The sequence below is a fragment of the Hyphomonas pacifica genome (assembly GCF_000682675.1).
GTDB classification, from domain to species: Bacteria; Pseudomonadota; Alphaproteobacteria; order Caulobacterales; family Hyphomonadaceae; genus Hyphomonas; species Hyphomonas pacifica.
Map to the genome: position 1 here is coordinate 39,543 of NZ_AWFA01000007.1, position 26,543 is coordinate 66,085.

Below are 26,543 nucleotides of genomic sequence, written 5' to 3' on the forward strand. Positions count from 1 at the left end.
CATATCCCCCTAAAATGGCACAACCCGGTCAAGAATTTTCTGCCCTGCTTTGGGTTGGGCGGCCGAGGTTGCATCTCCGCTGTTCAGATATGACAGCTGCGCATCGGCAATCTTGTCGTACGTTACTGTATTCGTGCGGGTAATGTCTTGTGCACGTATGACCCCGCTAACCGTAAGGACACGGACCTCGTTGCTGACGCGAGTCTGCTGGTACCCCTGAATCACAAGGTTTCCGTTTGGCTCAAGTGCCACAACGCGTGCCGCCAATGTGAAGGCAATCTTCTCTGCCCTGTTCATGGCGCCACTACCGCCCAAGGAAGAGCTACGACCATAATCAACGCCGGGGGAGAGGCTAGCACCGCCGGGCAGAACTCCATTCGCCCATTCCGGAAGTCCGAACAACGCATCAACGCTTAACTTACCGCTCGTGTCACGATTTCGCGAGAGAGATGTCTGCATACTGGCGCGATCATCCATTTCCACGACCACTGTCAGCAAATCACCAACCTCTTTCGCACGCCGCATGCTGAGCAGGGCGTTAGGCGCAGTCGTCCACAGAGAAGGATTATTCTGCCCCGCTGGTTCAGTATCCATATCCATGGCCACCGGATAATAAGCCGGAGGTGGAGGCGCCATCATGACTTTTTCGGCGGGCGCGCTGGCGCATGCCACAAGACCCAGGACTGCAACAGACAAACAGATGCACTGCTTCATTGTACCAATACCCAGCCACCTTCCTGAACAATTCCGCTAACGATCTTCTTTGAACTCAAATTCAGTACGGATATGGACTCGTTCTCCGTCGCCTCGCCCATCGCCCTACCGGTCGTCGTGATCTCAAGTCCTCCGCTGACGAACTTTACAGTTACAACCTGATTTCTTCGGATCAGCCGAGCCGGGCGCGTATCGTCGAGTGTAATTTCCTGTCCAACATAGACCGTGCGGCGGACTTCCCTGCCCATGACAGGGTTGTCGGCAGAAACGGCGTCTCCGGCCTCTGTGGAAATGTTAGCCGGGTTCACAGTATCCCCGGCCCGTATGACTTCTGTCGCGACCAGCGAAGATGCACCCATGAAATGGGCCATCAAGCCGATGCCTACTGCAAAACCTGGTCCCATTTTGTTACCTCACCCGTGTGGTCGCGGCCAGCATTTCATCCGATGCAGTGATGACCTTGGAGTTCAATTCATAGCCACGTTGGGCTTCAATCAGTTCGGAAATTTCCTGCACGACATCAACGCTGGAATCCTCAAGGTAGCCTTGTCGGATCGACCCTATACCTTCTGTTCCTGGGACAAGCCTGTTGGCTGCCCCGGAGGCCTCTGTTTCCCTGAAGAGGTTGTCGCCCATGGCCTCAAGCCCCTTCTCATTCACGAAGCGCACCAGCGACAGGGTTCCAAGAGGTTGGCCATCCGTCTCCGTATCAAAATAGGCAACGACCTCACCATCCCGGCTGATCGAAATACTCCGGGCATCTTCAGGAATGACAATCCCGTCGGACAAAGGAAACCCGTCCATCGTGACAATCTTACCATCTGCGCTGCGGTTTAGCTTGCCGTCTCGCGTGTAGGCAGAATCACCTGAGGGCAATGTGATTTCGAGATAGCCTGTCCCATCGATGGCAAGATCCAGCTCAGCGCCCGTCTGGCGCAAGCTGCCTTGCTTTATCTCCATCGAAACAGAAGATGGCTTCACGCCTGTCCCCAGCTGGATGCCCGCTGGAACAACCGTACCAACTTGAGATGTGATGGTACCGGGTGTCAAAAACTGCTGATACATAAGATCAGAAAACTCAGCAGTTCGCGGACGATATGCCGCTGTACTCATGTTGGCGATATTGTTGGAAATCACCTCAACGCGCATTTGTTGGGCGGCCATTCCTGTGGCCGCAATCTGCAATGATTTCATTTCAACCCCCTAACGCTGTGCGCGAATATTAAAGCTGTCGAATAGTCTTGATAAGTTGGTTGATCCGGTCGTCTTCTTTTTCGATGAGTGTCTGACCGGCTTCATATGCCCTTTGAACCTCGATCAATCTCGACACTTCGAGAATTGAAGATACGTTGGACTGCTCCAGAGCACCCTGCAGAAGATTGGGCTCCTCGACCTGCTGATACCCTTGAGACACCTTGAACATGGTTCCCGCCTCCTGTTGCAACCCATCCTCGACTATCACGACACCGATTTTTCCAAAGATTTCTTCGCCTGCGCTGATCGTTCCATCAGGTGCAATAGATATCTGAGCTACCTCTTCAGGTAGCGTTATGGCGCCCCCCCCGGCACCCATGACGCGGTTTCCGAATGCGTCGATCAGATTTCCGTCCGAAGAGAGTTGAAAGGCGCCTGCCCGCGTTAGTCTTTCACCCGCTGGCGTATCCAGAACGAAAAAGCCTTGGCCCTGTATGGCAAGATCGAATTGTCCCCCGGTGTACTTCAAAGATCCTTGGGAAAGATCAAAATTATGTCCCGCCAAGCTGCCCATGGACAGGCTCTCTGATTGCTGTCCCACTGCGGCAAGATGTTCGACAAAAACGGCATGGTTTGACTTGAAGCCTGTTGTACTCGCATTGGCAATATTGTTTGCGACAACCTGCATTTCCTTCAGAAGGCCGTCCTGCCGCGTAAGTGCTGTGTATATGGCGTTAGACATCAGGGCATTTCCCAAGCATTTGAATTCAATGAAGCCTCAATCAGAGCAAGTTCATCAGGTATCGCAGCCAATTCTATTGTACGGCTATTTGCTCCCATGGCACGCGCCCGCATTCCAAGGATCGATTCAATCCGATCCCTGTATTCCTGATCATCAATTCGTTCTACAGTAGAGTATATGCTTGAAGGCAACATCCACTTCCCTGCTGCAGCATCACATTCAATCAACGCAACAAGAGTCCCGACATCCAGAGGCACGTGGGCACCGGCCTGCTGAAGCCAGGCCTTATCCTGAGTCATGATGGCACTCATGCTCGCAAGGCGCGCAACATCTGGGTTTTCCGGCACTTCGCGGGACAGAACGCGCAAGGTTTCAAAATCGGCCATCCGGAATGCGAGGGCCGCCTGCTCTGAAACTTGTCCGCTTGAAGCCTGCGCCCCCCCCCCAAATAAATCTGCCAGACTCTTCAGGCCAAGATTTGCTGCCTGTTCTGAAGCAGCAGTAAATATATCCCCGCTTTCGGGGCGCTCTTCGAGTAATGCCCTATTTTCCGCAAGCGCGCTAATGGCGGCAAGGTTTGCAGGCCCTTCCGTATCAAGAAGGTCTTTACGTAAACGTGCCTCAAACTGCTCGCTCAACAAATCACGCATCTCGGGCGCGCGTAGTGTTGAGAGTTTTGCCAGTTGTGTGAGCAGCGCATAGTCAGATGTATCGTCCAAATCATTCAGCATTGTCTGAATACTGGCCCGCACATTGGCGTTCTCAGGCAAACGTTGCACATCTTGCAACGCATTGTCGACCAGCTCGCCCTGAAGTGATGGATCGACCGGAAACCCAAAACGCACCAATGCCGCTGCAGCTTGAGAGCGAACCTCCGGATAAGCCAGATACTGACGAATGGCGGCCTCATCACGATCTAACAAGGCCTTGCCAAATGAAAGACCACGAGAGCGTTGAATAACTGATGGTTCAAAGTCAGCCAGAAGCTTCTCGGCCAGAAGCTTGTGCTTCATCCGGTCGAGAAGAGGAATCAAGTTAGACGCTAACTGAATCTTGATCTGGTGCGGCAGCCTGCGGAACGTCACCAATTGCCTGTCCAAAAGATCCGCACCTGCTGGATTCAGAAGGGAGAGCTGCGCGGCCGCCAACCAAAGACTGTTCGTATTTCCGCATTCTGTTGCTGCCTGGAATATGTCAATATCGGGAACTTCAGCATCTTCAAGAAGACGTGAAAGCGCCATCAGAAACCTGCTTTCTTCATCCTCCACCCGGCTCAGCTCCAGACGGGCTTCAGCATACAGTCCTGTCGCTATATATGCCTTCGCCAAGTTCACAGGCGGGATCACGCCATTGCCAGCTAGGCGCTGTTGTCTCCACAGAAGAAAGTCTTCGTAAGTCCTGAAGTCCACGAAGTCGTGAAAATCATACACGCTGGCCATCGGGCATCCAGCTTTAGTCAGAGATAGCCCACTATCCTCAGCCTGCTGAAGGCGGCCTCTGAACAATTGATCTGGTGCGGCGTGATTTGCTTCTGTAGGCAGAAGGAGCCCCTCATCAAGGGCCTCGTCAACAAAATCCCGAAAGTGCTCTGACAGCCTGTCCGCATCCATTTTGGAAGCATCGGCTTCAGACGGTTGTTCACCAAACGCCGAAGCGCCGACCATCATGGCCAGCGTCAGAAGCAGGGGGAGATGGGAACGTCTCAAGCGACCTGTTTCAACCCCCGAATAGCTTCTTCAACTTCATTGAAGGTTGGCCGCACACGGGTGGGAGCGTGTCTGCGAGCAACTTCGACACAAATGTTCACCGGATTCTTGTGCAGATTAGAGACAAGAACCTCGCCAATCATGGAGTAGAAATTGTGCTCTTCAATGCGAATAGACTTCACCCGATTTGCAAACGGGCCGACCACTCCATAGGCGAGAAACACACCCAAGAATGTACCGACCAGAGCACCGCCAATCATGCCGCCAAGAATTTCCGGCGGCTTATCAATGGAAGACATGGTCTTGATCACCCCTAAAACGGCCGCCACGATCCCAAGCGCCGGCAAAGCATCTGCCATGTTCTGCAGAGCATGTGAACCGTGGAGCTTTTCCTCAAGAAGGCTATCCAGTTGCTTCTCCAGCAGCTCTTCAACCTGATGCACATTGTCAAAGTTCATGATCATGGAACGGATCGTGTCGCAGATCATTTCAATCGCGCTCTCATCCTTCAGGATCTTGGGATAGCGCGCAAATATTTCGGAATCTTGCGGTGCTTCGATATGATTTTCGATATCGACAGGGTTTTTCTTTAGAATATTGAGAAGCTCATGCATCAGGCACAAAAGGTCCTGGTAATCAGACTTCTTCCACTTAGGCCCTTTGAAAGCAGCCACGACATCCCCAAAGGAATGTTTGATCGTGGTCATGTCATTACCAGCAAGGAATGCACCGACCGCAGCTCCGCCGATCATCATCAACTCGAATGGTAGCGCATGTGTGATGATTTCGAGATGCCCCCCTGCGAGAATATACCCACCGAAGACCATGATGATTGTTACAGCCAGCCCAATTACCGCGTTCACTTGTCAAGCTCCTTTCACCCCATCGCTTGTAGCGAGAGCTGATCTCAGATTTCTGCAATCTCTTTGATGATGTCTTCAGGTACAGGCGCGTGCAGTTTTAGTGCCCGCAGCCCTTGCCAGGCCCCAAGTTCCCCCTGACTTATAGGCAAAGAGCCATTCACGGTCTCCGCACACAAATCAAGCTTGTTCATTTTGACTTCCGGCAGGGTGATGATCTGCCCCACTTCAAGTCTTGAGCACTCCCCGATCGTCATCGGGATGGAATGCAAAACAGCATCCAGGACCACTGTGGACCCCCGTACACGTTTACGGAGCGTCTCGCGCCCATCCTGACCCGATTGTGGATGCGGAAGACTCTCCTTATGTAGCCTTCGCACAAGCTTTTGAATGTCGCTCAAAAGGAAAGCCAAATAAACTTCCGGCAGACTTTCATCTCCTTCAAGCAACCAACTATCTTCATCTCCGCTACCACCTAGCATGTAATGCGTGAACAGATAGGATGTCTCATCCTCCAGGGCATGGCTGCCCGCGATCAGGTCTGTCAGTTTGGCTGAACCAGCTGCAACGAAATCTTTCGACATGCAGGTACTGGCACTTGCCCACAGATTACGCGCGGCATGCTCTGACATAAGGCGGAGGAACAGGTCTGGCGCATTCTTCATGCTGCCAGCATCCTGACGTAACCGACACGCAGCATATTTTGCAGCGGCACTCCGATCCAACGCGACAGCCCGCACGATGGAGGATTGAGCCCCAAAAGGGAGAAAAGCATAGGCTTTACCGAGATAGGAGGCGGCTTCACCTCCCATAAGGACTTTACGGTTAATGAGCTTGGGTGTGACAGACTGGGAATAAACATCCTGAGCCCACTGCGCGACAGTTATCGAGAGCGTGCGCCAAAGGGCCTCACACTCCCGAACGGATGGGGGAATACCGCCCCCAGCCCCTATCTTTTTCCGCAGTACAGAAGACAAATCCAACCCGCACTTCTTTATAAAGTCCCTTCGGGAAGAAATTCAGTAATTTGGTTGCTGAATAGTTACCAAGGTGGGCGCAAACCACTTCGCCGTATTATCCAAGAATTGATTCAGGCCTGTTAGAAAAGGCATTCTTGAATTTGGGCGGACTCTCATGGCTGATCATTCGGTAGCGAACACTCAACCGATTATTATCAAGCGTAAGAAAGTGGTCCAAGGTGACGGCCACCATGGCGGTGCCTGGAAAGTTGCCTATGCTGACTTCGTGACAGCCATGATGGCGTTCTTTCTGCTAATGTGGTTGCTGAACGCTACCACAGAAGAACAACGCAAGGGTATTGCCGACTATTTCAATCCGACTATCCCTATCAGCCGAATTTCCGGCGGTGGATCTGAGGGCCTAAATGGCTCCTCCATCTTCTCTGAAGAGACATACGCCAAGATGGGCACAGGGGGCACACGCCAGCAAACTATTGACTCTCCTCATGGCGACATACAGCACCGAAAAGATGCGAGCAGTGGTGAAGTGGCCGAAAATCTTCGCAACCTCAGAGCAGAGTTGAGCCAGGACTCCAAACGCCTTTCCGAGCACCTTCTTATCAAGATGTCGCCGGAAGGTATGGTCTTGGAGATTATCGACTCAGACAGCTCACCCCTCTTTGCGGTCGGCAACAGCCAACCCACTCCCCTGCTTGAAGAATTATTGGGCTCGATTGCTGGCTCACTTTCCGAATTCCGCAACGACATAAAGATTGTGGGGCATACAGATAGCCTTCAGTACCGGGTTGACGCCAATTACGACAACTGGAACCTCTCCACCGACCGCGCAAACACGATTCGCAAACTACTTCTTGAACAGGGCCTTATGCCATCTCGTTTACGTGAGGTATCAGGTAGAGCAGATACTGACCCCCTAGCCCCTGAAGATCCGTCCGCGTCGCAGAACCGCCGTATCTCTATCGTCATCCTGACGGAAGGCGAAGAGACAAGTAAATCAAGGTTATCCGCTTATTAAGAAATGCGCTCCACAGATAGAGTATATCTGTCGTAGGAGTCGACTATGAGCATTTCTTCATCCCTCAATGCGGGGGTAATGGGGCTGAACTCGAATTCGAGCCGCCTTTCCGCAATTTCTGACAATATCGCCAACTCATCGACCTACGGCTACAAGCGTAGCAAGGTCGATTTTTCCAGCATGGTTCTCAAGCAGCAATCTGCCGCTTATGCCGCGGGTGGTGTACGCGTGACATCCTTCAAAGATATTTCGGCAACTGGCTCTCTGGTTTCCACCGGTAATGCAACAGACATCGCGGTCTCAGGCCGCGGACTTGTTCCGGTTACGGATGGTGCAGGCATAAATGCTCTCTCTTCCGAGCGCGGCCTCATGTTGCTGCCAACGGGCTCCTTTTACGCTGATGAAAACGGAAACCTTCGTACTCAGAGCGGGCTCTTCCTGTTGGGCTGGCCTGCCAACTCCGACGGCGAAATTGGAAATGTCAGCCGCAATAGCGGCACAAGCCTGGAGCCTGTAAACATCTCAGCCTCCCAGTACACAGCCTCGCCGACGTCGAGCATCGACCTGGGCATCAACCTGCCCGCCGATGCGACGACAGAAGACGGCAACGGCGAAAGCTACATGCTGCCGATCGAGTATTTTGACAATCTGGGCCGCGCTCAAACGCTCAGCTTCAAATTCACACCAAATGTTCCAGCCACCGGCGCCAGCAACAATTGGTCTGTAGAGGTATTTGATAGTGCGGGTGACCCACTGACCTCGCTTGGCGACTTAGACATTACATTCGCTGACAGTCCAACCAATGGCGGCCGTATTGATACGGTAACGGCGTCCGGCGGCGTTTCCTATGACGCGGCAAGCGGGGTGGTCTCCATGACACTCCCGCATGGCAATGTAGATGTCTTCATCGGCCGTCCCAGCGACTCTGCCGGCATTACACAGCTCTCCGCGCCCTTCTCGCCCACCAATGTGAGCAAGGACGGCGCCCCTATTGGTGACCTACAATCTGTCGAGATTGATGAAAAAGGCTACCTGCAGGCAGTCTACAATACCGGCTTCCGCCGCACACTGTACCAAATCCCGGTAGGTGACGTGCCGAATATGAACGGCCTGCAAGCCCTTGATGGTCAAGCCTACTCTGTTTCTTCCGAAAGCGGTAACCTCTATCTCTGGGATGCAGGCACAGGTCCAGTTGGGACCATTGAAGGCTATGCGCTGATGGAATCCACAACGGACATCGCGGAAGAGCTTACGGACCTCATTGAAACGCAACGTGCTTACTCATCAAATGCGAAGATTGTTCAGACCGTTGATGAAATGCTTCAGGAAACCACAAATCTGAAGCGCTGATCCGCAAGACTAAGGGGCGGGTGGTCCTTTGAGTATTTCCCACGCCATCAACGCGGCACAATCCGGCCTCAGGGTTTCAGGCCTGAGGGCGGATATTGTCGCCACGAACGTCGCAAACGCTTCAACGCCGGGCTATGTCCGGCGTTCCGTTTTGTTGGGCGAGACCCTGGTGGGTTCTCGCACCAACGGCGTAGCCTCTACAGGCATCAGCCGCTCAGAGGACGCTGCCCTTACGGCGCAAAGACGCAGCCTGTCCAGCGATGTGGCGCAAGCCAGTCTTCTCTCCAGCACGTGGCAGGTTCTGTCTTCCCGGTTCGGGGATACCGCAGACGGCACCGGCCTCTTCAGCAAATTATCAAAATTTGAATCCGCCCTGTCCTCCGCCGTCGCCTCACCTGAGTCTGGCACCCAGCTTTCTGCCCTCCTCAATTCCGCAAAGGCGGTAACACAGGAGCTGAACAATCTGTCGGGGCTTGTGCGCCAACAGCGGGCTGAAGCTGATCGCGAGATTGCCGATGGGGTCGAATTCGTCAACTCGGCCCTCAAACAGGTTGAGGACTATAACAATCGCCTGTCGGGTATGGATCGTTCTACATCTCAGGCAGCAGCCCTCATCGACGAGCGCCAGCGAATACTTGATACGATTGCAGAGTATCTGCCGATTGATGTCATTCCCCGCAACAATGGCAAAGTAGATGTTGTAACGCGCGAGGGCGTTTACCTCGTCGCCGGCACTGCCCAGCAACTGGAATTTACCCCCTCCAACGTTTTTTCCGCATCCGCTACGCTTGAGAATGGAAACCTTTCAGGCCTTAGAGTCGGTGATCTCGACCTGACTCCCGGCGCGTCTAGCTATGCAGCAATCTCCAGCGGTATGTTTGGCGCGCTCTTTACACTGCGAGACACAGACCTCCCTGCCTTTGGGGAGCAGCTTGACACAATCGCGCAAGACCTGATCTCTCGTTTGTCTGACGATTCAATTGATCCGACCAAATTGCCAGGCGAGTTTGGTATCTACGTTGATACAGGTACGCCAGGAGAAACCGGTCTTGCAGGGCGCATTGCCCTGAACGCCAGCATCGACCCAGGTCAGGGTGGAGATATCTGGCGACTACGCGATGGTGTCGGAGCCGCCAGCGAAGGGCCACAGGGTAACAGCACCTTACTTACCGCCATGCATAATGCCATTAGATCCGTGAACACCGTCAATACCGGGGGGATTCAAGGCAAGTTTTCCATGTCTGAACTGGTCGCTCATGTCGCCTCCCTAACCGGGCAATCACGTGTGTCGAATGAGGCTGTTCTGTCATCAGCGTCAACGCAACACGACCTCATGGCACAGGCGGAACTCTCTGAAACCGGTGTGGATGTAGATGAGCAGATGCAGGAGCTGCTGTTGATTGAGCAGGCCTATGCCGCCAATGCACGTGTCATCGAAATCGCAAACCAAATGCTCCAGAAACTAATGGAGATCTAATATGGACCGTCTCGCCATCTCATCCGGGCTGATGACAGCTACTCTCAGCAAGAACATTTCTGAACTGAGGCAACAGATAGGCACAACTTCGACAGAGGCCACCACCGGTCGTTACCAAGACCTGACACTACACATGTCGGGCCGCATCGGGAAGGCCATGCTGGGCCAGAAAGCCCTGACTGACCTGTACACGGAACGCGATGTTCTGAACCTTCGCGCCTCACGTCTGAATTTGCTGCAAATCAGCCTCACAAATTTGCAGGACAGTGCAACCGGTATTGCCGCTGATATGCTCAATGCCATCGGCACAGATCATGATATTGGTATCAAAACCACAGCACGAGATGCCAAGACAGCGCTTGACACCATCTTCTCTGCCCTGAACGTTAGATATGGTGAGCGTTTCCTCTTCTCCGGCGATGCAACAGCCTCACAGCCCTTCCCGGACTCGTCCGTCCTGATGAACGACGTCGAGCAAATGGCCAGCACGGCGACGGATACTGCAGATTTCCAGACTCAGCTAGGCGCCTATTTTGACTCCCCTACCGGTGGCTGGCTGCAAAATGTCTACAAAGGCAGCACAATAGCCTCTGATCCGGAAAGTGTCTCAGCCGATCACAGTGCGATCAAATCCCTGATCTCCGACCTTGCCGTTCTCGCAGCCTCGGGTCCTGACGGGACTTTGTCAGAGCTGACTGGCTACAAGGACCTTGTTCAAACAATATCCCTGAAGCTGACCTCCAGTGAAACAGGCATCACGGACCTCAGAGCAGATCTTGGGGTTTTTGAGGAACGCATCTCCACAAATCTCAAGAATCTTGCGACAGAAGAAACCTTGTTGACAGAGGCCTTCAATCAGATGACCGCACGCGATCAATATGAAGCCGCAACGGAACTCCAGTCGCTCCAATCAATGCTGGAAGCTTCATACCTCATCACGGCACGCCTCTCAAAACTCTCACTGACAAACTATCTGGGCTAAAAGCATGCTGCGAAAACTGATCTTACTCGCCGGGTTCTGTCTATGCGCACTCACTCAGACTCCAGCAACTGAAGCCCAAACCAGACTTCGGGATGTTGTGGATGTCGAGGGCGTCCGTCAGAACGACCTGATCGGTTACGGCATCGTGGTTGGCCTAAATGGTACGGGTGATACAGTTCGAAACTCTCCCTATACGGAAGACACGCTCACCTACATGCTGGAGCGTCTTGGTGTAAATGTTCAGGGTGAGGACATTAAGCCGAACAATGCAGCGGCAGTTCTTGTCACAGCCACCCTTCCCTCCTTTGCTCGAAATGGCTCTACAATTGATGTGTCTGTGTCCTCCATTGGTGACGCCAAGAGTCTGGAAGGTGGCACACTCATCCTTACGCCCCTTAAGGGTGCCGACAATGAGGTATACGCGGTTTCCCAAGGCAGCATTATTGTCTCCGGCCTGGATGTGCAGGCACAGGCCGCCCGCGAAACGCGCGGCACGCCGACAACAGGCGCGATCCCAAACGGGGCTCGCGTAGAACGCGAAATTAGCTATGATTTCAATCGTCGCGAAAGCTTGGTGCTAGCGCTTCGTGACCCTGACTTTACGACGGCCGCCCGGATTGAAGATGCCATCAATGGCGCTTATGGAGCGCAGGTCGCCTTCATGCGTGACCCGGGAACAGTTGATCTGGACCTGCGGGGCATTCAGGGCTCCCCGTCACGCATCCTTGCAGACATCGAGAACCTTCCCGTTAGCGTGTCGGTACCCGCACGTATCGTCATTGACGAAAAATCCGGAACAATTGTCTTGGGTGAAGATGTGACCATTTCCAAAGTGGCGATTGCGCAAGGAAATATCTCCATCAAGGTCGTTGAGAGCCCTGTTGTTTCCCAGCCGAATCCTTTTGCCAGCGGGGAATCCATCACTCTCCCCCGCTCCAGCATCACCATCGGCCAAACCGGCAGCAAGAATATTGCCATGCTGGAACCAAATGTAACGCTCTCGGAGCTTATCTCCGGCCTCAATGCCCTTGGCGTCACGCCTCAGGAAACAGCAGATATTATTCGCACTATGAAAGCAGCCGGTGCACTGCATGCGGATCTAATCATCCGCTAAAGACAGAAAATAATTGCCAGTTATTTGAAAACTGAAGGCAGAGCGCCCTTAGACGGCTTCTGCCTCATCTGTCTTTCCAATGCTGATGCCACCTTGGCGCTTGAGCATCATCAGGGACATGAGAAACTGCCTCTGCACTTTCTCGGCCTTTTCTGCAGACATCTGGGCAATATCTTCCATTTGCAGTCGATATTGGTCTGCCAAGCGCGAAGAAATATTCCCCAGAAGATATTCCGATACACCTGCTCCGCCATTTCTCAAACTGGCCAGAAGCTGAGTCATGCTGTCTTCGCCTAACTCACGGAACACAACCGGCACGATACTGCGCGGCAGGATTTCAGGAAGGCTATCAATTGTGAACATGACACGCTCAATGCTGCGCATCTTACTTTCATGTTCATTGTTGAGAAACGCGATAACCCGGTCCCTTTTGTCACCCGGAATGAGACTCAGAATTTCACCTACAGCCTCAAGGTGGCTGGTATCGTCTTGCGTCTCAGCTTCCGTATTATTGAGGAGCTCCATCTCAACCATATGCGCCAGCACTGAATAAATTTCCTGATCCGGAGCCTCATCCTCCACCAGATGACCGATAACCGGATCCAAAAGTTCGTTATCCAGAAATCCGATAATTTCAGACGCGACAGAAACATCTAGCTTCCGCAAAAGCAGCGCAATTATGTTGGGGGTTAGCGTCTGGAAATATGTTGCAACCTGCCGCGCATCATGCCGTTCAAGGCGTGACCAGGTGTCATCAGACTCAGGATCTGCGTCATCCGCCTCATTAGACAAGCCATAAATCTGCTCATACCGGCCCTGATCAAGGACATTGGCAATGATTTCGCGAGCCTTGTTCTGTCCGCCAGCAAATGATCCGCTCGCTGCGCGCATCTCCTTCAGGAAATCCATGGCAATCTCGGCCAGTTCCTGCTTATCCAGAACGGAGATGGTTTCCAAAGCGGCTGCAACTCGTGACATCGTGCGATCGTCGAGCTTCTCAACAATAGGCCGAGCTTCAGCCTCCCCAAGCACGGCAATAACAACCGCTGCCCTCTGCGCACGGGTTAGATGAGTCACACGAGCGCTGCCCGCCGGCTGAATGGCGTTTGTTGCAGCAGGTCGCGGCACAGCTTGCTTCTGCTCTAAGGCAATACTCATCCCGTATACCCTCTCAGTAGCGCTTCAGTAATCTTCAACCAGCCATCGGCCAGAACTATGAATCCTACCTTAAACGGCAGAGAAACCACAGTCGGCGGCACCATCATCATGCCCACAGCCATCAGGACAGATGAAACGACCAGATCAATGACCAGGAAAGGCAGGAAAATCACAAACCCGATTTGAAAGGCGTGTTTGATCTCTGACAGCATGAAGGCAGTGGACAAGAGTGCAAAGGTTGGCTCTTCACCCTCCACCACAGGACGGTTCACAGCATCTGCAAGGACCGGAATTGTCTCTGGGTCGACACGAGCCGTCATGAACTCCCGAAAGGGTGTCGTCGCGGCTGTCCATGCCTGCGCCTCATTGATCGTACCATCCATATAGGGGGATATCCCTTCCCTCCATGCTTCCATGAAGGTTGGCTCCATCACGAAAAAAGTCAGGAACATAGCAAGTGCCATGATCAACATGTTTGGCGGGGCCTGTTGCACGCCGATTGCCTGACGGAGAAACGAGAAGACAATGATCATGAATGGCAGGCATGTCACCATCATCGCAATTCCCGGCACTAGGCTGAGGATTGTGACGAGTACAAACAGGACAACAACGGAACCGCTCAGGCCTCCCTCGCCATTGTTTGACAGAAAACCGTCTGCAATGGAGGATAACTGATTGGGATCCGCCTCCTGCGCATTAGCAGGACTGACGAGAATGAGCAGCAAACCGAGTAAGATCAGACCTATGAGTGGACGTGGCAAAACGTCATGTACTCTTGGCATCAGGATCCTCCGCGATCTCCGTGATCTTTATTCCAAGGCCTCCTTCATCCGTTTCTATCAGTTCACCCCGTGCGATAAGACGATTATCAACCGTTAAAGATACGGGGTCTTCAATCCGCGCGGACAATGCAATCACGGAATCAGGTCGCAACTCCAAAATCTCTGAAACCGTCAAACGTTTTTGGCCGATAGAAACCACAACATTCACAGGCACATTGTAAATCGAACGATATACTTTTCCGACAGCAGAAGACTCATCCTGCTCGATCATATTTTCTTCAGTCGGCGTGATTTCTGGAAGTGCCATGACTAGGAATCCTCTTTGCTGAGCTGCACGGCCTGAACACGACTGACACATGCAGCCAGAAGGCCATCAAAATCCATTTCAAGGCCTCCGGTTACCCAGGAAACTTCGACCGTTTGACCTGACATGTTCCGCTGTGGAACGATCGTGCATACACTGGAAATTCGATCTGACTGCTGAAGGATATTTTGTAAGTCCTCCGCCAAGGCCTCACCCGCCTTGATTTCCATCCGGTTGCCCCCCTCTGGCAGAAGCTCTGGCAGTTGCCGGGCGATTTCATCCGCCAGGCATGCCTTGGAGAGTTCCGGGAAAAGCTTTTCAGCAATGGCAATCACCCATTGTTTCGTCTGATGCAGAACTCGCTCATTGGCGGCGGCGACCTCATCAGATAATCGCTTCATCAGAAGTGCTACATTCGGATCAAGTTCGGGTTTGGTAGCGACTGGTTCTTCTGAAGGAAGTGCATGCTGGGGAGGGGGTGCACTGATCTCATGTGTAGCAGCTTCCTCCAAGGCGCTGCTACCATAGTGCGCCTCATCAAAGCGGGGCAGGCTGGCGAACGGAGACTCACTCATTAACAAGCGCCTTCCGGTCCTCATTCAGCCACTCCTGAAGCAGGTTGGCTGTCTCATCCTGGCGTTCGCGCGTGTAGGATCTGAGGTAGTCCAGCGGATCAAGGGCATCACCCGTTAATTCGGCACTCGACTGACCAGCTCCTGTAAGAGCCAAATCTGCGCCCGAAACTGGTTTGGAACGCTGTGACAGCAAGGGTCGTAGCACGCCAAAAGCTAGCACAATAACGACCAGCCCCAGAAGAACAGCCTGGAGCCCAGTCCAGAAATACCGCTCCAGCAAACGCTCCGCCAAGCTTGGCGCTGGCGTCAGCTCGGCAACTTCCATTTCCTGAAAAGGCATAAGCTCAACCGTCAGAGAGTCGCCCCGATCCGCGTTCAAGCCGGCTCCCGACAGGATCAATTGTTCAAAGTCAGAAACAAGGCTACGTGTCAGGGCCGCTGCATCGGGTGAGCCTTCCTCAATGCCAAGCACTTGCCCATTCAACAGTACAGCGACTGATACGCGCTCAATCTCGCCCGGCAAAGTTTCTGTTTCTTTCCGGGTCTCATTAATATCGTAAGCGACACTCTCCGTGGAATTTCGTACTGTACTGGAAGAGCTGCCGCCCTGCCCACCAGCACCCTGCGGTAAGTTGCTGGCCACAGTTACGCCACTGTCTGGACCCCCGCTGGATTCGCTGACATCATTGCTTGTCCGATTACGGACAACACGAGAGTTGGGATCATACACAACTTCGGAAACACGTTGCCGCTGACGATTTACATCGACCGTCACAGATACCCTGGCATTCCCCGGCCCAACACGTGCCTCCAGCAAGCGCATTATTTTCTGCTCCAGTCGGTTTGACTGGCTTTCGGCGACGATGCCGGGCTCTTCCATCTTGTCAACATTCGGGCCTACAAGCATTCCCCGCTTGGGGTCTATGACTGCAACATCTTTTGGGTCCAGCCCTGAGACCGCCAAAGCCACCAGATACTGAATGGCTTCAGCCTGACTGGCACTTATCTGACCACTCGAAACCAGCGTGACGGAGGCCGTCTGAGGGGGACTGGAACGGGAAAAGCCCGATCTCAGACTGGTTCCGATATGCACCCGCGCAGACGCAACTCCAGGAATGGCAAGAATGGTACGGGTCAGCTCCCCTTCTTTGGCCCTCCAATATGCTGCATTGTACATTTCCGATGTAACAGAGAATCCATTCACATCATCCAGAAGCTCATATCCGCGCACGGATTGCTGGGGAAGACCGTCCTTGGCGAGGGAAAAGCGTACCGAATCACGCTCTGATTGGGGAATGAAAATCGCTTCGCCTCGAATTGCGTATTCAACACCGCGTTTTTCCAGTTCCTCGATCACCTCCCCCGTGTGCATCGGGTCAAGGCCGGAATACAGAAGCGCCATGGGCTGCTTGACTGCACCCTGAACGAGCATCGTCATCGCGAGGACAACACCTGCGACTGCGCCAGCAAGCGCAAGCTTCTGCGCCATGGAAAGCGCTTTAAGTGTTTCCACCAACTTCATATGACCAAAACCCCGGTCCCAACTCCACCTACCCTATTGGTTAAGATTTTCCGTGAAATTGTTAACGCTTCCTTTACCCAGACATTAATAATCAGCTCTGGGTGCAAATTCTTTATGGGGAAGGGTAAATTGTGGCTTCTGACTCCGATACGACTGTCCCGGAAAGGGGTTCGTCGGGCGGTGGGTTAATGCAACTCATCGTGTTAGGCGGCGCCTGCGCAATAGGTGGATTTGCTACAGTCTTCTTTGTGTCACCAAAAGCCAGTCCCATCGCTCTTGCATGTGTGTCCGACTCCTCTGAGGCTGCAGGTCACAATGCCCTGGCGCTTGAGGATCACGCCTATGTAGAGTTGCAGGATATTCTCGTTACGATAGGAAATGCACCTGCTACACGCTACGTGAAGATCAAGATGTCCGTGATCTCTGACAAGGATCACGTTAACGCGGTCAAGAAAGCCGAGCCTATGCTGGTAGATGCGTTCGTTGGATATTTGAGAGCGTTGCAGCTCTCGGAATTCGAATCCGCCGATTTCTATCCGAAGATGAGAGAACAACTCTCCCGAAGATCAGAGATCGTGCTGGGTGCGGACGCTTCCAATGGCGTGCTGATAACCGAATTCCTTTTGCGTTAAGATGATGCCTTTACAGCCCTCAGATATCGCACTCTTCCTGGTCTCATTCGCGGCCTGCATCTACTGTGCCATTCTCAGCCGTCGGTTGAAGGCCCTGCAGAACACGCGCAATGGCCTGGGCGCGACGATCCGCGCCATGTCTGAATCCGTGGCGGCGGTATCTTCCGCACGCAATGAGACACAGACCCAGGCCAAAGAGATCGCGGTCCGGCTAAGCGCACTGCTTCAGGAAGCCTCCGAAGCGACGATAAGCCTGTCTGAACTCAAGCACGCCATTGAAGTGAAAGAGGCCGAAACATCCCGTCGCTATCAATCTGCTGAAGCGGACCTCAGAAAGACCATGCGCGATGCAGTAACGCAGTCTGGCAGCCGTATCATGGAAATCAAACAACTGATTGAGCGTCTCGAAACACTAACTGGACGCGCGGTATCAAATTTCAACAGCTCGGAATTCCTTTTCGACGAAGAGGAACAGGGCATCCAGAAAAAGGTTTATGAGAGCTATGGGCAAAAACGGTAACGGACGCACCAACGTCTTGCTCACAATTGGTGTGCTCTTCACGTTAGCCGGCGGAACACGCTGGCTGCCTCAAGCCTTTGCGACAACCGAGCATGACAAGGCACAGGCGAGCCTGGCACCAACCGCCCTGCCTACAGCCTATAGTGTGGATTCAACAGACAAGGTCCGGAACATTTGCTTCAGCGACGACATGGCCGAGGCCTTGGAGCAAGATCAGAAGAATATCGAACAGCGTATCGCTGACCTGCGGGATGAAGAGATCCAAGTTCAAAACCGGAAGCTGGAGCTGGACCAGCAGGCAGAAGACCTGAAGGCTATCCAGGTGGAACTGGACCAGAAATGGCAAAAAATGTCTGAAACAGCCAATCAGGACATTCAGCATCTGGCACAGATGTATGGAGCCATGAAGCCCGATCAGGCGGCCAGCATCTTCAATCAGATGGACCCAGGCTTCGCGGCCGGCTTTCTACGGCTCATTCCCAGCGACCAGGCGGGTCTAATCATGGCCAACATGCAGAGCGATAAAGCCTACATTGTCAGTGTAAAGCTGGCATCGCAAAACAAGGATGTCCGCGAAGCCCTGGCCAATCCATAAGGCTTCCGTATCTCAAAGTGCCTCAGAGTGGTTTGTCTTCGTCTTCCAGAATCCGGTAAGAGGCCCCGTCAAGGTCTTCATACTGGCCCGAATTCACCGACCAGATAAAAGCGGCGAGCCCCGCAGCGCCGAGACAAAGCGCGACCGGGATAAGATAGATAATGATTTCCATTAGCTCCGGCCTCCGGCTTCAATACGCAACGCATTAAGCGTCACGATAAGGGAGGAGGCCGACATGGCAATGGCGGCCACCAGCGGCGTCACGTGGCCGGTAACGGCGATCGGCACCGCAATAACATTGTAGATGGCAGCCAAGCCGAAATTCTGCCGTGTAATGTTCTGCGCGCGTTTGGCCGTCTCCAGGATGAAGGGCACTTTTTCCGGGCCGCCACTATACACCGCATCACTGGCAGACTGGCTGATATCCATGGCTGTGCCAGGTGCAAGTGCCGCATGAGCCAAGGACAGCGCACCGGCATCGTTCAGACCATCTCCGACCATCAGGACATTATGACCCTCAGCGCGCAGCGCTTCGAGGCGCTTCACTTTCACGGCTGGTGATGCAGAAGCGGTCCAGCGGTTGATGCCCACATCACGGGAAACTGCCGCAACCGCTTCTTCTCGATCGCCGGACAGAACTTCCAGTTCGTAGCCCTTTGCCTGAAGCGTCTCGACCGTCTTGCGCGTGCCAGCCTGAGCGGTATCGCGGAAATCAAATCGCACTGGCGCATCATCGCCGCAGGTGAACCACAGGACAGGGCCTTTGGCAGCGTCCTGTGGTGCTCCCGTCCAGTCTGCAGATCCCAATCTACAGATCTTACCGTCAATCTCCGCTTCAAGACCAAGCCCGGGCTGTTCCTTTACATTGGCTGCCATATGACCCGGCCCTGCCGCGGCGACCAGTGCGCGCGACAACGGGTGACGGCTGGCCCGCGCCAAAGACGCTGCCATGACCAGTATGTCAGCAGGAATACTGTCTACATCCATCAATTCAGGCTCACCGAGGGTCAGCGTACCTGTCTTGTCGAAAACAATGTGATCAATTTCCGACAGACGCTCCAATGCATCTCCGGATTTGAGGAAGACACCCTTCCTGAACAGGCGACCAGAGGCCACGACTTGGGCCACAGGTGCTGCCAGCGCCAAGGCGCAGGGACATGTGATGATCAACGTCGTTACGGCGATCATGATGGCATGTTCAACGCCCGCTCCCAGCATCAGCCAACCCAGGAAGGCCAATGCTGCAGTCGTATGCACGAAAGGCACATACAGGCTGACAGCACGATCTGCTATCTTGCGATAGCCGCTGCGGCGCTGCTCCCCTGCCTCCATCATGCGAGCAATATCTGAGAGGAGGGAATCTTCCGTACCAGCCAAAGCCTGCCCCGTAAGAGGTGCACCAAGATTGACGGAACCTGCAAACAGCGTGCTGCCAGCACTTGCAAGCCGCGGCAGGCTTTCGCCGGTCACAAGGCTCTCATCAATTTCGCTGGCACCGTCCAGAATGGTCATGTCCACGACCGCCCGCTCACCTGCGGCAAGCAAAAGTTTGTCACCCGCCACAACCTCTGCAGCCCTAACGGCATTTACCTCGCCATTGGCAGACAGTCGATTGACGGAGCGATTTTGTAGCGAGGCCAAATCAAGGGCCGCCGAATACGCCCGGCGCCGCAGACGGGCATCCAGAAAGCGGCCGATAAGCAAAAAGAAGAGCAACATGACGCACGCATCAAAATAGGCGTGCTCTGCTCCTTTGATTGTGGCCCAGACGCTGACTGAAAACGCCAGAATGACCGCCAGCGAGATAGGCACATCCATGTTGGCCTTGCCCTTGCGCAGGACAGACCATGCAGAACTGAAGAAGTGTCGTCCTGAGAAGATAATTGCTGGCAGGGCAATCAGGCCTGAGATCGCATGCAGGCCGCGTCGGGTCGCCTCGCCCATTTCACCATGCCCGCCCCAGACAGAGACAGACAGCAGCATTATGTTCGCCGCCGCAAAGCCAGCAACACCCATGGCGACCAGCAGCTTGCGCTCTTCTGCCTTGTGCAGATCCGCATCGTTCGCCTCAGCACGAGCAGACACACCATAACCCAGATCCCGCACGGTTTGCGCAACCCGGTTAGGATCGAGTGATCCAGTCCAACGGACGTCTGTTGCCCCTGTGGACAAATTCATGCGCGCCGCCGTGACGCCCGGCAGCGCTTGGAGAGCCCCCTCAATCTTGGAGAGGCACCCTCCACACTTTGCCCCGCGCACAGATAGGGAGAGGGCTTTTTCCCGGCCAGTTTCGCGTACAAAGGCCGAAAAGTCGCTCGCACGGTCTTCTGTCGGCGGCGCGAGCCCCGACGGACACCCCCTCTCCAGCGGGTCAGCCATCATGCTCATCGTATCAGCAGCGTTTTGCTCGCAGTGAAGAGAGTTTCACCCTCAGCCTCTGCCTGGACAGTGGCTTGCAAGGTCCATTTTCCAGCCGGTAGCTCAACCGGCAGGTCTGCCACATAATCCCCATTGCCAATCGAGGACAGCTCTATTGGTGTGTCGAGTGTCGCATTTGCAGCATGTTTCAGGAGAGCGCCAACATGCATAGTGCTGAGCGCGTTTCCTTTGGCGTCTTCGAGATGGAAGCGGACAACACCGTCCTCAAGACCCGCCTGGGCCTGCCAGCCCAGTTCACTCTGGGCTTGGCGTGCAGCCAGGGTCGAGTTGTAATTTAGCCCCTGCAAATAGGATTTTTCAACATCCTCACCTGGAAAAGACGTGATCGCCTTTTCCAGAAAAATGCCATTCACCACAAACATGAGCCCGAAAAAGCCCATGAAATACATCAATACATGGCGCCCTTTTAGACGCTTACCGGAAGACGGTTCGCTGGAAGTCATATCCTGAACACTCATTACTTAGCTCCTTGGAACGGTACGCTATTCCGTGTCGTTTCGCCAGTTTCCGGATCTGTCGTCTCAAAGATGAGTGTACGACGCGGTTCTCCAGCGGGCGCGGTTACCAGAAGACGGTACCGGTCCACGCCATAGGCATCTACAGGTAGCTCGAACTCGCCATCCAGATCATCTTCCATGCCAATGACCGAGACAGTTGCACCCTCAATACCAGATACTTTCAGGATGAGCGTACGGGCATCTGTATCCTTGTTGACGACTTTCAGCGCATAGCCATTACGATAGTCACCAGAGGACAGACGCACAAAGGGTGGAGACCTGTCTTTCAGGACGTTCACTTCGAAAGTAGACTTCGTCATCAGGCCAAACACCATGATGCCACCGATGACCGCCATCAGAGCCGCATAAAGAATCGTGCGCACGCGGAACGGGTGCCATCTCGGCGGCTTGCGGCCTTCCACGCGCGCCGTTACAGCGGTGTCGGTGTCATAGGCAATAAGGCCTTTAGGCCGACCAATACGCACCATCATTTCATCGCAGGCATCAATACAGAGTGCACAATGGATACATTCCAGCTGTGACCCATCGCGGATGTCGATACCCATCGGGCAGACCTGCACACACTGATTACAGTCAATGCAATCACCCCGGCCTTCCCAGTCTTGGTCCTTACGCTTAGGACCACGTGGCTCACCGCGGTCATAGCGATATGTTACATTCAGGGCATCCTCATCTGTCAGGGCCCCCTGAATACGCGGCCACGGGCACATATAGGTACAAACCTGCTCGCGCATCATGCCGGCCAGGAAATAGGTCGTCATGGTCAGGATGCCGGCAAACCAATAAGCAGACAGCGGCGCTTCGCCAGTGAACCACCCCTTCGCCACAGTAGGCGCGTCATGCCAGTAAAGAATGAAGGCACCACCCGTCCAGAAGGCGATAATCAGCCAGACAATATGCTTGCCCAGCTTGCGCCAGACTTTGTTGAAGCTCCAAGGTGCCTTGTCGAGCCGCATACGGGCCGCACGGTCACCCTCAAAGGCGCGCTCAACCCAGATATAAAGATCTGTCCAAACAGTTTGCGGACAGGTGTATCCACACCACACTCGTCCGAATAGAGACGTTACAAGGAATAAAAACAAGGCAGCAAGGATCAGCAAACCTGCAATATAATAAGCCTCTTGCGGCCAGATCTGTATCCAAAAGAAATAGAATTTCTCTCCAGCAAAATCCGCAAGAACCGCCTGATTGGGAATACCCTCTCCCCTATCCCAGCGGATCCACGGTACAATGTAATAGGCCCCCAAGGTTAGTGCCATGACGATCCACTTGATCGTCCGGAACTTGCCGTGCGCGAGTTTTGGATAAATCTGACGCCGCTTGGCATAAAGATCCTCGTGTTGAGGGGGCGCCGGTGCCGACGCCCCCTCTTTCGAGGTCTTGTTATGGGGACCTAAAAGTTCAACCATTTGATCCTCTATTCTCCGCCACCCAGAGAGTGGACATAGACTGCCAGGGCCTTGATGGAGGCATCGTCAAGACGGCCCTCCCAGGCTGGCATGTGAGAATTACGGGCATTGTAAATCGTGTTGTAAATATCGTCGCGATTGCCGCCGAACAGCCAGTCGGCATCGGTGAGATTTGGTGCCCCGACATTACGCATACCCTTGCCGTTTTCACCATGGCAGCTTGCACATTGCTGGGCAAAGATTGGGGTAGCACGCTCTACTGCAGCACCGTCGGCCTCACGGCCAGACAGATCCACAACATACTCTACCAGATCATCAATCTGGCCCGCTTCAAGAAGACCATCACGGCCAAAGCGCGGCATCATGGAAAATCTTGTGTCAAGATTCTCGGGATCACGAATACCATGCGTGATCGTGTACTGAATGCCATCCAGCGTCCCGTCCCAAAGCCAGACATCATCTGCGAGAGTTGGGTAGCCTTTGGCACCGCGCCCACCAGAGCCGTGGCAGGTAGCACAATTGTCACCGAACAGACTGTCACCCATGGCAAGGGCAAACTGCTGAAGTTCACGATCAGTCTCGATCTGCTCCAAGCTAGCATCCAGTAAGATTGCTGAACTTGCAGCTCGCTTGTCACGCAGCTCCTGAACAGCAACCGCAACATTGTCACGGTCGGACTGGTTACGCAGACCCGGTGTGTTGGTGCCCATACCCGGTAGTGCCGGAATGGCGGGCATCAGGATCATGTAAATGATCGCCCAGACAATCGTGGCATACCAGACGATCAGCCACCAGCGAGGCAAGGGCGTATTCAGCTCCTTGATTCCGTCCCATGAGTGGCCCGTGGTTTCGGTGCCGCTATGGGTGTCGATGTCTTTATTTTGATCAGTCATCGTTAGGTTCCTTATCGGAAAGAGGCATCCGGGCCGCAGCGTCAAATTTCTCCTGATTACGCGGCCACAGGGCGTAGGCTAGAACACCTGCAAACAACAACACGAAGTAGATCATGCCGCCTGTTTGAGCGAAACTCGAAAGCATCTCATACATGGCAAGTCTCCTTAGCGACGGTTCTTCAGATCACCGGCCTCATAGGTGGAGAAATCCACCAGTGTGCCAGTCATCTGCAGGTAGGCTACGAGGGCATCCATTTCGGTGATCCGGGTTGGATCGCCATCATAATCGCGGGCCTCAACAGTGCCTTCGCGACCGGATGCTGCCGTATAGGCTTCAACCAGGCCATCGACATCGTCATATCCGAGATTGTCCGGATCCGCCTGGGCAACAAGGTGCACCTTGGCATTTTCGATCATCTCATCTGTGTACGGCACACCAACCAGGCGCTCTGTCTTCAGGCGATCTTTGATGCCATCAAACTTCAGCGTTTTGTCTGCCAGGAAGGCATAAGGCGGCATGACAGACTCCGGCACAACAGAGCGAGGGTCCTTCAGGTGGTCAACCTGCCATTCGGCAGAATACTTGCCACCCACGCGGGCCAGGTCAGGACCTGTCCGCTTGGAACCCCACTGGAAAGGATGGTCGTACATGCTCTCTGCAGCCAGAGAGTAGTGACCATACCGCTCCACCTCATCACGCAGTGGACGGACCATCTGGCTATGACAGACATAACATCCTTCACGGACGTAGATATCACGACCAGCCAGCTCCAGCGGCGTATAGGGCCGCATTCCGTCCACACGCTCGATCGTGTTGTCCATGTACATCAGGGGTACCATCTGAATGATCCCGCCGATGGACACGACGATGAGTATGCAGATTGTAAGGAGCAGGGAATGACGCTCCAAAACGACGTGCTTATTCATAAGTCCCATGGGTCAGCTCCTTCTATTCGGCCGGCTGCAGGACAGGCTGGTGAGGACGCGCATATTTCGGATCGATCGTGTCGAAGCTTTCCGCTTCGCCATGACCGAGCACAGTGCGCACGAGGTTGTAGGCCATCAGGCAGGCACCGCTGAAGTACAGCAAGCCGCCCAGAGCACGGATCATGTAGCTGATGTGTTTGGCATCAACGGTTTCCACGAAGCTGTATTCGAGGAAGCCGAATTCATTGTAGGCGCGCCACATCAGACCTTCGGTGATCCCGGCGAACCACATGGAGATCATGTAGAACAGGATACCGATGGTTGAGACCCAGAAGTGCCATTCGACAAGGGATTTGGAGAACAAAGCCTTCTTCTTCCACAGCCACGGGACAAGGCAATAGAGAGCACCGAAGGAAATGTATCCAACCCAGCCCAGAGCACCGGAGTGCACGTGGCCAATACCCCATTCAGTATAGTGAGACAGAGAATTCACAGCCCGCACAGACATCAGAGGCCCTTCGAAAGTGGACATGCCGTAGAAAGCCAGGCTGACTACCATCATCCGGACAACCGGATCGGTCCGCAGCTTGTCCCAGGCACCAGATAGGGTCATGACGCCGTTGATCATGCCGCCCCAGCTGGGCATCCACAACATGACAGAGAAGGTCATGCCCAGTGTCTGCGCCCATTGTGGCAGAGCCGTATAGTGCAGGTGGTGCGGACCCGCCCAGATGTAGATAAAAATCAGAGACCAGAAGTGTACGATAGACAGGCGGTAAGAATAGACCGGCCGGTTCACGCGCTTCGGAATGAAGTAGTACATGATGGCCAGGAAGCCTGTGGTCAGGAAGAAGCCCACAGCGTTATGACCATACCACCACTGTGTCATGGCGTCCTGTACGCCGGAGAAGACCTGCACGGATTTTGAGCCCGTGAAGCTGACCGGAACGGACAGGTTGTTGACGATGTGCAACATCGCAATGGTTACGATGAAGGATAAGTAGAACCAGTTGGCCACATAGATGTGGGGCTCTTTCCGCTTCCAGATCGTGCCAAGGAAAACCAACAGATAGGCAACCCAGACGAGGGTCAGCCACCAGTCGACATACCATTCCGGCTCAGCATACTCCTTGGATTGGGTGATCCCGAGCAGATATCCGGTCGCCGCCAAAACGATGAAGATCTGGTATCCCCAGAAAACAAACCAAGGCCACATACCACCGGCCAGACGCGCACGGCAGGTACGCTGAACGACATAGAAACTCGTCGCCAGAAGAACGTTACCCCCGAATGCGAAGATCACTGCAGATGTGTGCAGCGGTCTCAGACGTCCGAAATTGGTAAATCCCCACTCAGGGAAATACATGAAATGAGGGAATGTCAGCTGGAGAGCGATCACAACGCCGACCAAAAGCCCCGCAATGCCCCAGAACATGGAGGCGGCAACGCCCCACTTCACAATGGCATTTTCATATTCTGACTGGTCGAACGGATTGCGTCCGAGCAACTGGCCTGCCCACATAGACATGCCGACGAGAAAGGCCCCCGCCAGTCCAATAAAAGTCCAGGCCTGAACGGCCATACCTGTATCCTTGGCACCTGCTGCCATCAGCAGTGCCAAGATCATGAAGACGCCCAGCAATGCACCCACCATCAATACGGTAGATGTATCACTCCGCCCTCTTGCGATCACATTCGCCATGAGATTGCTCCCCATTTGCGCCCGGGATGAGCGCGTGTGTAGAATAAACTGTGCGTATGCCGGGTGCCCCCGACACTGAATAGGTGTTTTCCCGTATGGGCGACGCGGGTTTACGCGCTCTAAAGTCGCACCAGATTTCACGGAGGCGAAAAATGCCATTTCTTGCGCAACTGCTTACCGCGCTCACCTTGCTGGTGGCAGGTCTTATTAAGGCCGTGTCACACATGACGGTTATCTCAACACTCAGCATCCCGACATGTCTAGGCAATTCCCAGACAATCGCCCTGAATGTGAGCTTTTGGGAGCGTGCTCATTGCTGGGGGTGCTACGCAGCGCTGACCGGGGCTGTGTGGCTGACAATTCTGTCTGTCCTGGCTCTTCCGCGCTACCGTGCACGCTTGATACGTGCCAAATGACGCTTACAAGGGATGGC

29 protein-coding genes are annotated in these 26,543 nt (G+C 54.0%); 9 read left to right on the forward strand and 20 right to left on the reverse strand.

Going from position 1 to position 26,543, the window contains the following annotated elements; genetic code table 11:
- Positions 1-9 precede the first annotated feature (9 nt).
- The 7 genes from HY2_RS03470 to HY2_RS03500 form a co-directional block, all read right to left on the reverse strand.
- The gene (locus HY2_RS03470; protein WP_241762386.1) at positions 10-639 is read right to left on the reverse strand and encodes a flagellar basal body L-ring protein FlgH; all 630 of its coding nucleotides are present in this window, start codon (positions 637-639) and stop codon (positions 10-12) included.
- Between the two features lie 71 nt (positions 640-710).
- A complete protein-coding gene (flgA, locus tag HY2_RS03475) occupies positions 711-1,085 on the reverse strand; it encodes a flagellar basal body P-ring formation chaperone FlgA (RefSeq protein WP_034824757.1) in 375 nt (124 codons plus the stop codon).
- A 37-nt stretch (positions 1,086-1,122) separates the two neighbouring features.
- The gene (gene flgG / locus HY2_RS03480; protein ID WP_034824758.1) at positions 1,123-1,908 is read right to left on the reverse strand and encodes a flagellar basal-body rod protein FlgG; all 786 of its coding nucleotides are present in this window, start codon (positions 1,906-1,908) and stop codon (positions 1,123-1,125) included.
- Between the two features lie 28 nt (positions 1,909-1,936).
- Positions 1,937-2,665, reverse strand: coding sequence for a flagellar hook-basal body complex protein (locus HY2_RS03485; protein WP_233346112.1), 729 nt, complete (start codon positions 2,663-2,665; stop codon positions 1,937-1,939).
- Positions 2,650-4,317 (reverse strand): hypothetical protein, encoded by a 1,668-nt coding sequence (locus HY2_RS03490; RefSeq protein ID WP_162173276.1) that lies wholly within the window; start codon positions 4,315-4,317, stop codon positions 2,650-2,652. The genes HY2_RS03485 and HY2_RS03490 overlap by 16 nt, the downstream gene beginning before the upstream one ends.
- Before the next feature lie 35 nt (positions 4,318-4,352).
- Positions 4,353-5,219, reverse strand: coding sequence for a flagellar motor stator protein MotA (gene motA / locus HY2_RS03495; protein ID WP_034824766.1), 867 nt, complete (start codon positions 5,217-5,219; stop codon positions 4,353-4,355).
- 44 nt (positions 5,220-5,263) lie between these two features.
- Positions 5,264-5,848 (reverse strand): FliM/FliN family flagellar motor switch protein, encoded by a 585-nt coding sequence (locus HY2_RS03500; RefSeq protein WP_162173277.1) that lies wholly within the window; start codon positions 5,846-5,848, stop codon positions 5,264-5,266.
- 502 nt (positions 5,849-6,350) lie between these two features.
- Between HY2_RS03500 and HY2_RS03505 the strand changes: the two genes are divergently transcribed.
- Genes HY2_RS03505 through HY2_RS03525 form a run of 5 tightly spaced genes read left to right on the forward strand, consistent with a single transcriptional unit; the run spans position 6,351 to position 12,134 of the window.
- Complete coding sequence (locus HY2_RS03505) at positions 6,351-7,211, forward strand: flagellar motor protein MotB (protein ID WP_051594672.1); 861 nt, start codon at positions 6,351-6,353, stop codon at positions 7,209-7,211.
- Positions 7,212-7,256: 45 nt separating this feature from the next.
- The gene (locus HY2_RS03510; RefSeq protein ID WP_034824770.1) at positions 7,257-8,561 is read left to right on the forward strand and encodes a flagellar hook protein FlgE; all 1,305 of its coding nucleotides are present in this window, start codon (positions 7,257-7,259) and stop codon (positions 8,559-8,561) included.
- Between the two features lie 28 nt (positions 8,562-8,589).
- On the forward strand, positions 8,590-10,038 hold the full coding sequence (gene flgK / locus HY2_RS03515; RefSeq protein ID WP_034824772.1) for a flagellar hook-associated protein FlgK: 1,449 nt from the start codon (positions 8,590-8,592) through the stop codon (positions 10,036-10,038).
- 1 nt (position 10,039) lies between these two features.
- Entirely contained in the window at positions 10,040-11,020 is a 981-nt protein-coding gene (locus tag HY2_RS03520) for a flagellin (protein ID WP_034824774.1), read from the forward strand.
- 4 nt (positions 11,021-11,024) lie between these two features.
- Complete coding sequence (locus HY2_RS03525) at positions 11,025-12,134, forward strand: flagellar basal body P-ring protein FlgI (protein WP_034824776.1); 1,110 nt, start codon at positions 11,025-11,027, stop codon at positions 12,132-12,134.
- A gap of 48 nt (positions 12,135-12,182) precedes the next feature.
- On the opposite strand, the gene HY2_RS03530 is transcribed toward HY2_RS03525, so the two are convergent.
- The 5 genes from HY2_RS03530 to fliF are packed head-to-tail and all read right to left on the reverse strand — an operon-like array spanning position 12,183 to position 16,475.
- A complete protein-coding gene (locus HY2_RS03530) occupies positions 12,183-13,292 on the reverse strand; it encodes a FliG C-terminal domain-containing protein (RefSeq protein WP_034824778.1) in 1,110 nt (369 codons plus the stop codon).
- A complete protein-coding gene (gene fliP, locus HY2_RS03535) occupies positions 13,289-14,074 on the reverse strand; it encodes a flagellar type III secretion system pore protein FliP (protein ID WP_051594673.1) in 786 nt (261 codons plus the stop codon). Before fliP ends, HY2_RS03530 begins: the two co-directional genes overlap by 4 nt.
- Positions 14,058-14,381, reverse strand: a complete 324-nt coding sequence (locus tag HY2_RS03540; RefSeq protein ID WP_034824780.1) for a FliM/FliN family flagellar motor switch protein — start codon at positions 14,379-14,381, stop codon at positions 14,058-14,060. Before HY2_RS03540 ends, fliP begins: the two co-directional genes overlap by 17 nt.
- Before the next feature lie 2 nt (positions 14,382-14,383).
- Positions 14,384-14,953, reverse strand: coding sequence for a hypothetical protein (locus tag HY2_RS03545; protein ID WP_034824782.1), 570 nt, complete (start codon positions 14,951-14,953; stop codon positions 14,384-14,386).
- Positions 14,946-16,475, reverse strand: a complete 1,530-nt coding sequence (fliF, locus tag HY2_RS03550; protein WP_034824784.1) for a flagellar basal-body MS-ring/collar protein FliF — start codon at positions 16,473-16,475, stop codon at positions 14,946-14,948. The genes HY2_RS03545 and fliF overlap by 8 nt, the downstream gene beginning before the upstream one ends.
- Before the next feature lie 284 nt (positions 16,476-16,759).
- Here fliF and HY2_RS03555 point away from each other — a divergent pair, with 284 nt between their 5' ends.
- The 3 genes from HY2_RS03555 to HY2_RS16595 are packed head-to-tail and all read left to right on the forward strand — an operon-like array spanning position 16,760 to position 18,222.
- The gene (locus HY2_RS03555; protein ID WP_158533988.1) at positions 16,760-17,107 is read left to right on the forward strand and encodes a flagellar basal body-associated FliL family protein; all 348 of its coding nucleotides are present in this window, start codon (positions 16,760-16,762) and stop codon (positions 17,105-17,107) included.
- 1 nt (position 17,108) lies between these two features.
- A complete protein-coding gene (locus tag HY2_RS03560) occupies positions 17,109-17,627 on the forward strand; it encodes a hypothetical protein (protein ID WP_034824787.1) in 519 nt (172 codons plus the stop codon).
- Positions 17,628-17,658: 31 nt separating this feature from the next.
- Entirely contained in the window at positions 17,659-18,222 is a 564-nt protein-coding gene (locus HY2_RS16595) for a MotE family protein (RefSeq protein ID WP_146617154.1), read from the forward strand.
- 22 nt (positions 18,223-18,244) lie between these two features.
- Here HY2_RS16595 and ccoS read toward each other — a convergent pair whose 3' ends face one another.
- The 8 genes from ccoS to ccoN are packed head-to-tail and all read right to left on the reverse strand — an operon-like array spanning position 18,245 to position 26,110.
- Positions 18,245-18,394, reverse strand: coding sequence for a cbb3-type cytochrome oxidase assembly protein CcoS (gene ccoS / locus HY2_RS16990; RefSeq protein WP_064773864.1), 150 nt, complete (start codon positions 18,392-18,394; stop codon positions 18,245-18,247).
- Positions 18,394-20,604, reverse strand: a complete 2,211-nt coding sequence (locus tag HY2_RS03570) for a heavy metal translocating P-type ATPase (RefSeq protein ID WP_233346116.1) — start codon at positions 20,602-20,604, stop codon at positions 18,394-18,396. The genes ccoS and HY2_RS03570 overlap by 1 nt, the downstream gene beginning before the upstream one ends.
- A 2-nt stretch (positions 20,605-20,606) precedes the next feature.
- Positions 20,607-21,119 (reverse strand): FixH family protein, encoded by a 513-nt coding sequence (locus HY2_RS16600; protein ID WP_081814895.1) that lies wholly within the window; start codon positions 21,117-21,119, stop codon positions 20,607-20,609.
- Entirely contained in the window at positions 21,119-22,588 is a 1,470-nt protein-coding gene (gene ccoG, locus HY2_RS03580) for a cytochrome c oxidase accessory protein CcoG (RefSeq protein ID WP_051594676.1), read from the reverse strand. Before ccoG ends, HY2_RS16600 begins: the two co-directional genes overlap by 1 nt.
- Positions 22,589-22,596: 8 nt before the next feature.
- Positions 22,597-23,481, reverse strand: a complete 885-nt coding sequence (gene ccoP / locus HY2_RS03585) for a cytochrome-c oxidase, cbb3-type subunit III (protein WP_034824791.1) — start codon at positions 23,479-23,481, stop codon at positions 22,597-22,599.
- A complete protein-coding gene (locus HY2_RS03590) occupies positions 23,474-23,635 on the reverse strand; it encodes a cbb3-type cytochrome c oxidase subunit 3 (RefSeq protein WP_034824793.1) in 162 nt (53 codons plus the stop codon). Before HY2_RS03590 ends, ccoP begins: the two co-directional genes overlap by 8 nt.
- A gap of 11 nt (positions 23,636-23,646) precedes the next feature.
- A complete protein-coding gene (gene ccoO / locus HY2_RS03595) occupies positions 23,647-24,417 on the reverse strand; it encodes a cytochrome-c oxidase, cbb3-type subunit II (protein WP_034824795.1) in 771 nt (256 codons plus the stop codon).
- A gap of 13 nt (positions 24,418-24,430) precedes the next feature.
- A complete protein-coding gene (gene ccoN, locus HY2_RS03600) occupies positions 24,431-26,110 on the reverse strand; it encodes a cytochrome-c oxidase, cbb3-type subunit I (RefSeq protein WP_051594677.1) in 1,680 nt (559 codons plus the stop codon).
- Between the two features lie 152 nt (positions 26,111-26,262).
- On the opposite strand from ccoN, the gene HY2_RS03605 reads away from it, so the two are divergent.
- Complete coding sequence (locus HY2_RS03605) at positions 26,263-26,526, forward strand: hypothetical protein (protein WP_034824797.1); 264 nt, start codon at positions 26,263-26,265, stop codon at positions 26,524-26,526.
- The last annotated feature ends 17 nt before the right edge of the window (positions 26,527-26,543 follow it).